General features: G+C 70.5%; 8 protein-coding genes and 1 pseudogene. 2 read left to right on the top strand and 7 right to left on the bottom strand.

The window, feature by feature from the left end; translation table 11 throughout:
* The 6 genes from AC08OX_RS13110 to AC08OX_RS13085 all read right to left on the bottom strand — a co-directional run.
* On the bottom strand, window positions 1-245 hold a 245-nt coding region (locus AC08OX_RS13110), incomplete at its 3' end, for a hypothetical protein (RefSeq protein WP_476608077.1).
* A gap of 323 nt (window positions 246-568) precedes the next feature.
* On the bottom strand, window positions 569-1,201 hold the full coding sequence (locus AC08OX_RS13105) for a GNAT family N-acetyltransferase (RefSeq protein WP_011438406.1): 633 nt from the start codon (window positions 1,199-1,201) through the stop codon (window positions 569-571).
* 9 nt (window positions 1,202-1,210) lie between these two features.
* A complete protein-coding gene (locus tag AC08OX_RS13100; RefSeq protein WP_476608076.1) occupies window positions 1,211-1,795 on the bottom strand; it encodes a MogA/MoaB family molybdenum cofactor biosynthesis protein in 585 nt (194 codons plus the stop codon).
* Window positions 1,792-2,295 carry a cyclic pyranopterin monophosphate synthase MoaC gene (moaC, locus tag AC08OX_RS13095; protein ID WP_476608075.1) on the bottom strand — a complete coding sequence of 168 codons (504 nt, stop codon included), beginning with the start codon at window positions 2,293-2,295 and terminating at the stop codon, window positions 1,792-1,794. The genes AC08OX_RS13100 and moaC overlap by 4 nt, the downstream gene beginning before the upstream one ends.
* The gene (gene glp, locus AC08OX_RS13090; protein ID WP_476608074.1) at window positions 2,292-3,647 is read right to left on the bottom strand and encodes a molybdotransferase-like divisome protein Glp; all 1,356 of its coding nucleotides are present in this window, start codon (window positions 3,645-3,647) and stop codon (window positions 2,292-2,294) included. The genes moaC and glp overlap by 4 nt, the downstream gene beginning before the upstream one ends.
* A gap of 362 nt (window positions 3,648-4,009) precedes the next feature.
* Window positions 4,010-4,984 carry a UTP--glucose-1-phosphate uridylyltransferase gene (locus tag AC08OX_RS13085; RefSeq protein WP_476608073.1) on the bottom strand — a complete coding sequence of 325 codons (975 nt, stop codon included), beginning with the start codon at window positions 4,982-4,984 and terminating at the stop codon, window positions 4,010-4,012.
* A 340-nt stretch (window positions 4,985-5,324) separates the two neighbouring features.
* Between AC08OX_RS13085 and AC08OX_RS13080 the strand changes: the two genes are divergently transcribed.
* Entirely contained in the window at window positions 5,325-6,308 is a 984-nt protein-coding gene (locus AC08OX_RS13080; RefSeq protein ID WP_476608072.1) for a 5-formyltetrahydrofolate cyclo-ligase, read from the top strand.
* Window positions 6,257-6,493: pseudogene (locus AC08OX_RS13075) on the top strand (FmdB family zinc ribbon protein); the annotation flags it as partial. The gene AC08OX_RS13080 and the pseudogene AC08OX_RS13075, both read left to right, overlap by 52 nt.
* Before the next feature lie 14 nt (window positions 6,494-6,507).
* Here the strand turns inward: AC08OX_RS13075 and AC08OX_RS13070 are convergent.
* On the bottom strand, window positions 6,508-6,717 hold the full coding sequence (locus tag AC08OX_RS13070; protein WP_476608071.1) for a hypothetical protein: 210 nt from the start codon (window positions 6,715-6,717) through the stop codon (window positions 6,508-6,510).
* Window positions 6,718-7,030: the final 313 nt, after the last annotated feature.

Genomic DNA, 7,030 nt, shown 5'->3' with positions numbered 1-7,030 from the left:
CCCATACTCCCACCCGCTCCTGTGGTTACGTTGTCAATCTCGCGGGATATGTGGTCTCCGCGGTGTTCGCCGTCATCGGGGGGAGGGAACGCCGCGGGAAACGCGTCCCACCCACCACCCACTGGATGCGCACCATCCGCGGCGAGCGCGGCGGGTGCGGGCGCTCTGACCATGAGGAGCCTCTTCTCGACACCAACGATTGCGATTTCGTAGTCGACGCTAGTGAGCGAAATCCACGTGGTCACCGACCCGGAGCCCGCGTGTCGCATCCGCAACCGGATGGTCGGTGGTGGATGCGTGGTCGTCAAAACGCACCGTGGCACCCCACCAGGACCGCGTATGACCTATGGAAGCCCTCGTATAGAGCATCGGTATCCGGTCAGGACCTTCACTTTGTCACCGGATTGAGATCCGGAACGACGGGCGGTGACGAGAAGGGACTACATCTGGTAACCGACACCGTCCCGGTGGCGGAGTGGAACGTGTCACGCAAGCCATGGATCCAGGCATCGGTTTCAGGCGCGGCGGCACCGTCAGGCGCGGCACCGTCAGGCGGCGCGGCGGCCGCTCAGGGCCGGCTGTACCGGGTCTCCCGCCAGCGGTGCACCAGGCCCTCGGGGACGTCCTCGGTCGTCAGCGCGAATCCGATGTGGTCGTGGTAGCGGCCGTCGATGGCGAGGAAGTGCCGGTGCAGCCCCTCCTCGCGGAAGCCGAGCTTCGCGAGCACCCGCCGGCTCGCGGCGTTCTCCGGGCGCACATTCGCTTCCACCCGGTGCAGCCCGACCGGCCCGAAACAGTGGTCGACGACGAGCGCGAGCGCGGTCGGCGTGATGCCTCGACCGGCGTACTCGCTATCGATCCAATAGCCGACCTGAGCGCTGTTGAACGCCCCGCGCACGATTGTGGACACGGTCACCTGACCGACGAGCCGCCCCTCGAAGGTGATCGCGAACGGCAACGTGGCGCCGAGCCGGGCCTGCTGGCGCAGGCGGTGCCACATCTGACGGTAGATCGAGAGGGTCTGGCGCTGCGCCCAGGTCTCGCGGACCATCATCACTCCGGGTGGGGTCGCCTCCCACGGCGCCAGCCAGTCGGCGTTGCGCAGCCGCACCTCGACCCACGTGGAGGCGTCACGCAGACGAAGCGGCCGCACCTGGACCCGTCCGTCAGTCAGGACTGCCGGCCAACCCGGAGCTCCCACCGTCGCGCCCTATCCGGCGTCAACGGCATCGACGGCAGCGGCATCGACGGCAGGGGCAGCGGCAAGGCCCGCGGACCCCGCGGCCGGGTGCCCGTGGTCGTCGGCTCCGCGCAGCTGGGCGACGGCATGACCCACCACCCCGGCCAGCACGCCCAGCCCGTCGCGTACCCCACCGGTCGAGCCGGGCAGATTCACCACCAGGGTGGCGGCGACGGTTCCGACGAGCCCGCGGGAGAGCATCGCCGCCGGCACGGTCTCCCGACCCGCCGCGCGCAGCGCCTCAGCGAGTCCGGGCACGGCCCGCTCAATCACCTCGCGCGTCGCCTCGGGGGTGACGTCGCGGGGACCGAGGCCGGTGCCACCAGTGCTCACCACTAGGTCCACTCCGTCGGCGACGGCGGACCGCAGCGCGGCGACGATCTCATCCCGCCCGTCCGGGACGATCGTCGCCGCGCCCACCTCGAAACCGAGCTCGACGAGCCCGGCGACGAGCAACGGGCCCGACCGGTCGGCATAGATCCCTCGGTACGCCCGGTCGGAGACGGTGATGACCCGGGCCCGGGCACCCGCGGGAAGGTGGCGCCTGCCACTCATTCCGCGGACCCCGCGTCCGGCGGGAGGTCGGCATGCCAGTCCCCGGAGCGCCCCCCGGTCTTCGCGATCACTCGCACCCCGGTCAGCTCCGCGGCGGGATCCACCGCCTTGACCATGTCGTGCAGCGTAAGCCCGGCGACGGCGACGGCGGTCAGCGCCTCCATCTCGACGCCGGTCCGGTCCGCCGTCCGGACCGTGGCCATGATCGCCACACCGTCGTCCCGTACGTCCAGCTCGACCGTGACGCCGGAGATCGCGATGGGATGGCAGAGCGGAACGAGATCGGGCGTGCGCTTGGCCCCCATGATCCCTGCGACCCGGGCGACTGCGAGGGCGTCGCCCTTCGGTACCCCCTGCCCGCGCAGCAGCGCCACAACCTCGGGAACGACCCGCAGCATCCCGGTGGCGGTCGCGGTACGGGCAGTGACGTCCTTCGCCGACACGTCGACCATGCGGGCCGCGCCGCGGTCGTCGACGTGGGTGAGCCGGGCGGCGGTCACCGGGCCGCCGATCCGGCGGCCCGGGTCACGGCCGGGGAAGCCGGGTCCGGGGAAACCGGGTCCGGCGCATCGACGTCCGCAGTGTCCGCAACCGCCCAGGCCATGCCGGAGAGAATGGCCCCCGATACGTCCGGGAGCAACAACGCCGGCAGCCGGCTGCCCGCCGGCACCTCGGTAACCTCCTCAGGGATGATCAGCAACGCCTGCGCTCCCGCCAGCGAGGTGAGCTGATGTGACCCCTGCCCGCCGGCCAGATGGGCGACGGTGGCGGGTTCCAGGCGCCTACCGTCCCCGCTCCGCTCCAGCCCCACCCTCGGGAAGGACCTCGTCCCGAGGGGGGAACGCAGGTCGGATCCGACGGTCACGACAATCCGCGGGAGCCCGGTGCCGGCGAGACCGCGCATCCGTTGCAGGGCCGGGCGGACGAACAGCTCGAACGAGATGAGGGCGCTGACCGGGTTCCCCGGCAACGTGAAGACGGGCACACCGTCGACCAGGCCGAAACCCTGCGGCTTGCCCGGCTGCATCGCGACCCGATCGAACCGGACAGTCCCGGTCCGCGCGAGCACCTCCTTGACGACGTCATATGCCCCGACGCTGACGCCACCGGTCGTCACCACGGCATCCACGTCGGGAAGCACCCCGTGCAGGGCGGCGGCGAAGGCGTCCGGCTCGTCGGGCACCCCGGCCAGGCGGCGTACCACCGCGCCGGCCTCCCGCGCCGCGGCGGCGATGCCATGGCTGTTCGAATCGACGATCTGCCCGGCGCCCAGCGGTGTACCGACCTCGACAAGCTCGGTCCCGGTGGACAGCACCGCCACCCGCGGCCGGGGATGCACCGGCGGGCGGGCCACGTTGACCGCAGCGAGCAGGCTGATCTGCGCGGAGCCGATGATCGTCCCGGCGGGGAGCACCAGGGCGCCCGGGGCGACGTCCTCCCCCGTCCGGCGGATGTGCAGGCCACGGCGCGGCGCCCGCTGGACCGCAACGGTCTGGCGGCCACCGTCGGTCCACTCGAGCTGGACGACCGTATCCGCTCCCGAGGGCAGCGGGGCCCCGGTCATGATGCGTACCGCGGCGCCGGGGAGCAGCGCGGCCGGCGAACCCGGACCCGCGGGGACGTCGCCGATGACCGGTAGGGAGACGGGAGTGGCCGCCGACGCCTCGGCCACGTCGGCGGCCCGGACGGCGTACCCGTCCATGGCCGAGTTGTCGAACCCGGGAAGCGCGACCGTCGCCCGGACGTCCGCGGCGAGCACGCATCCGTGCGCCTCGTCCAGCCTGGCCTGCCGAGCGCGGGTCGGCCGCACCGTAGCCAGGATCCGCTCGAGGTGTTCATCCACCGAAGTCATGGGCGCCCGTCCATTTCTCTGCCCTTCGATGCACCACTCGTCGCACGCCGGGTCCGGCATCACCCAGGCTACGGCCGTCGAAGCCCGGATCCCTCTTACCCGCAGTTACCTTCAGATATTACCCGCAGTTACCTTCAGGTAGCTCCAGCAGTCGGGGCGGGGCGCGTCCGCTCCGGGCCTCCCAGTCCGGGCCTCCCAGTCCGAACGGCATGCCGCGACCGCCGGGCGCTGGCCGGTTCCGGGAGCGTTCCGGTCCTTGCCGGAGTCGTCACTGGAGCCGTCAAGGCCTACCCGAAGAGAAGCCGGGACATCCCGACACCCTCAGGCGATGAAGGGGATTAAATTTAAGCAATGTGGATAAATTAGGACAATGCTGCCTTCGGGCCACCTGACGCGACATACTCCTCGATCCACGGGTACAGCTCGGGGCCAAGGTCGGCGCGCTCGCATGCGAGCCGGATGACAGCCTTCAGGTAGTCCACCCGGTCACCGGTGTCGTACCGCCGACCCGTGAAGATCACCCCGTGGACGGGCTCGGCGGCAGTGTCGGTGTCGGCGTCCCCCGCGGCACCGGCCGGTTCGACCGCCCGTAGCGCCAGGATCCGCAGGGCGTCGGTGAGCTGGATCTCCCCGCCCCGTCCCGGCTCGGTCCGCCGCAGGACGTCGAAGATCGTCGGCGAGAGGATGTACCGCCCGATGATCGCCAGATTGCTCGGGGCCTGCGCGACCGGTGGCTTCTCGACCAGGTCACGGATCCGCACGATCCCGTACCGGTCGTCGGCCCCGCCGGTGTCGGCACTGGTGCCGACGGACTCCACCGTGGCGACGCCGTAGAGGGAGACCTGGTCCTCGGGCACCTCCATCAGGGCGATGACGCTGCCCCCGAAGCGGCGCTGCACGGCAAGCATCTCCTCGAGCAGCAGGTCCCGCTCGTCGATGAGATCGTCACCGAGGAGGACGGCGAACGGCTCGTTTCCCACGTGCGCCGCCGCGCAGAGCACGGCATGACCGAGCCCACGCGGCGACTGCTGGCGGACCGAGTGGACCTCGGCCAGTTCCGCCGACGCCCGGACCCGACGGAGACGAAGATCGTCACCCTTCCGTTCGAGGGCCACCTCGATGTCCGCCTCACGATCGAAATGATCCTCGATCGCCTTTTTCGTGCGGCTTGTGACAAGCAGGACATCGCGCAGGCCGGCGCGGGACGCCTCCTCGACGACGTATTCGATAGCCGGCCTGTCGACGACCGGCAGCATCTCCTTGGGGACGGCCTTCGTCGCCGGCAGGAAGCGGGTCCCCAGACCCGCGGCTGGAATGACCGCCTTCGTTACTGGCATAGCCGAAACCTTAGTCGGGTCCGTGGACACGGGCACCGCCCATGGCCCCGGCACAGGCAATGCACAGCTCACGGTGGCCGCCGGTCCCGCCCGCCGCCCGGACATGCGCCGCGGGTCCGAGAACGAGCCCGCGGCACCCCGTGCCACCCGGTCCACCACCGACAGCACCCCTACCGGTGACTGACAACACCTCCACCAACAACCGATAAAATCACCATCAGTAACTATATATGCCACAATTGGCAACCTGGGCCCCCTCCGCCCGACATCACGCCCACGTTCGCGTGCCGTATGCCGCGGCAACCCCCCGCTGGCGGCCAACCTGCGGGAGGCTGTCAGTGTGCAGTGGAATGACCGGCCTCCGGGTGATCTCGACGAAGAGCTCACCGTCGAGCTGACGATCCGTCCGCATTCCGGACCGGTGTCCGGACGCGGGAGTCGGCCAGCGGACCCCGGGCGTGCCCGCCCCCGTCACGACGGTATCGACCGAACCCCCGGCACCGGCTCCGAGGCCGGCGGCGGCTTTGGGCGGATCGCACCCGCCCTGGTCGGCGGCGCGTCGGCGCTGGGTGAGACGAGTACGGCCATCCAGGCCGTCAGGACAGACGCGGGCGGGACAGCCCCGGCGGGAGGGACCGTCCCCGCCGGTGTGGCGAGCGAGGCAGGCGAGACGAGCGAGGCCAACGAGGTAGGCGAGGCCAACGAGGTAGGCGAGGCCAAGGCTCGCCTGCGGGCCCGGCTACTGGTACAGCGCCGCGCATCCGTGGCCCTGCGTCGGGGCTCGCTGTCCAGGTCGGATGCGTCCCGACTGGCCAACCGCATCCAACGGCTGCCCGAGGTGGAGGCCGCGCGGTGCGTGGCGGCGTATGTGGGGCTGCCCGGCGAGCCGGACACCGCCGAACTGCTCGATCGACTGCTGGCTCGCGGGGTGCGGGTGCTGTTGCCCGCCCTACGCGCCGATCTCGATCTGGACTTCCGGGAGCACGTCGGAACGCTGGTGCCCGGCGCGCTGGGTACCCGCGAACCACCGGCGGCGGCACCCCGTGGGGTTCTCGCCGAGGCCGACGTGGTGATCATCCCGGCGCTCGCGGTCGACCGGACGGGCCGGCGTCTGGGGCGCGGTGGGGGCTCCTATGACCGGGTGCTGGCCCGGGTGGGCGCCGACGTTCCGGTGATCGCCGTCCTGCACGACCAAGAGGTTCTGGATGAGATCCCCATGGAGCCCCATGATCATAACGTGAAGATCATCATCACGCCGAGCCGTACGCTACGGTGCGAACCAACCCATGGCACCGGGGAACATCCCGGGCCCTCTACAAGCTAAAGTTGGCAGTCTCCACGTCAGAGTGCCAACTCCGGGAGGAGCACGTGCCTACCTACCAGTACCGCTGCACCGACTGCGGGCGTGACCTTGAGGCCGTACAGAGCTTCAGCGACGTATCACTGACGGAGTGCCCGGCCTGCGCCGGACGACTTCGTAAAGTGTTCGGTTCGGTGGGCGTGGTGTTCAAGGGCAGCGGCTTCTACAAGAACGACAGCCGGTCCAACTCCTCCGGCGGGTCCACGCAGCACCGCCCCAAGGACGTCGGCGACGCCACGGCCACGGGTAGCAGCAGCGAGGCGACATCCGGGGGGAGCACCAACAGCTCCGCCAGCTCGGACTCGTCGTCCTCGACCTCGTCGGGCGGCACCGCCACGGTCTCCTCGACGACGTCGACTCCGGCCTCCAGCACCGCGGCGGCCTGACTAGCCGCTGGATCCGCCCAAGGCGTCTGGGCATCTCGGCCTGGACGCCTTTGGCATGCCCGGACACCGAGCACCCAGCTCCTCCCCGTCTCGGCTCACCCACCGGCCCCCGGATGCGGTAATCGGGAGATGCCGACGAGGGTTTCCAGATCTTGCGTCACACCATGACCTTGGAAGCCATCTCTTCAGGCTCGGCTACGGCCAGCCCGGAGTTCGGACTTACTCATCTAACGGAAGCCCTTCCGCCCCACTGGCGGCGTTTTTCGGCCACCCTGAACCGGCCGCGCCACCGGGGTGGCC

The sequence above is a fragment of the Frankia sp. CoBUL1 genome (assembly GCF_978021245.1).
This window is presented reverse-complemented; position numbering and strand designations above follow the sequence as displayed.

Bases quoted from the DNA above. Each gene is read 5' to 3' on its own strand.
- glp (WP_476608074.1), bottom strand. From the start codon at position 3,647: ATGACTTCGGTGGATGAACACCTCGAGCGGATCCTGGCTACGGTGCGG.
- AC08OX_RS13100 (WP_476608076.1), bottom strand. From the start codon at position 1,795: ATGAGTGGCAGGCGCCACCTTCCCGCGGGTGCCCGGGCCCGGGTCATC.
- AC08OX_RS13085 (WP_476608073.1), bottom strand. From the start codon at position 4,984: ATGCCAGTAACGAAGGCGGTCATTCCAGCCGCGGGTCTGGGGACCCGC.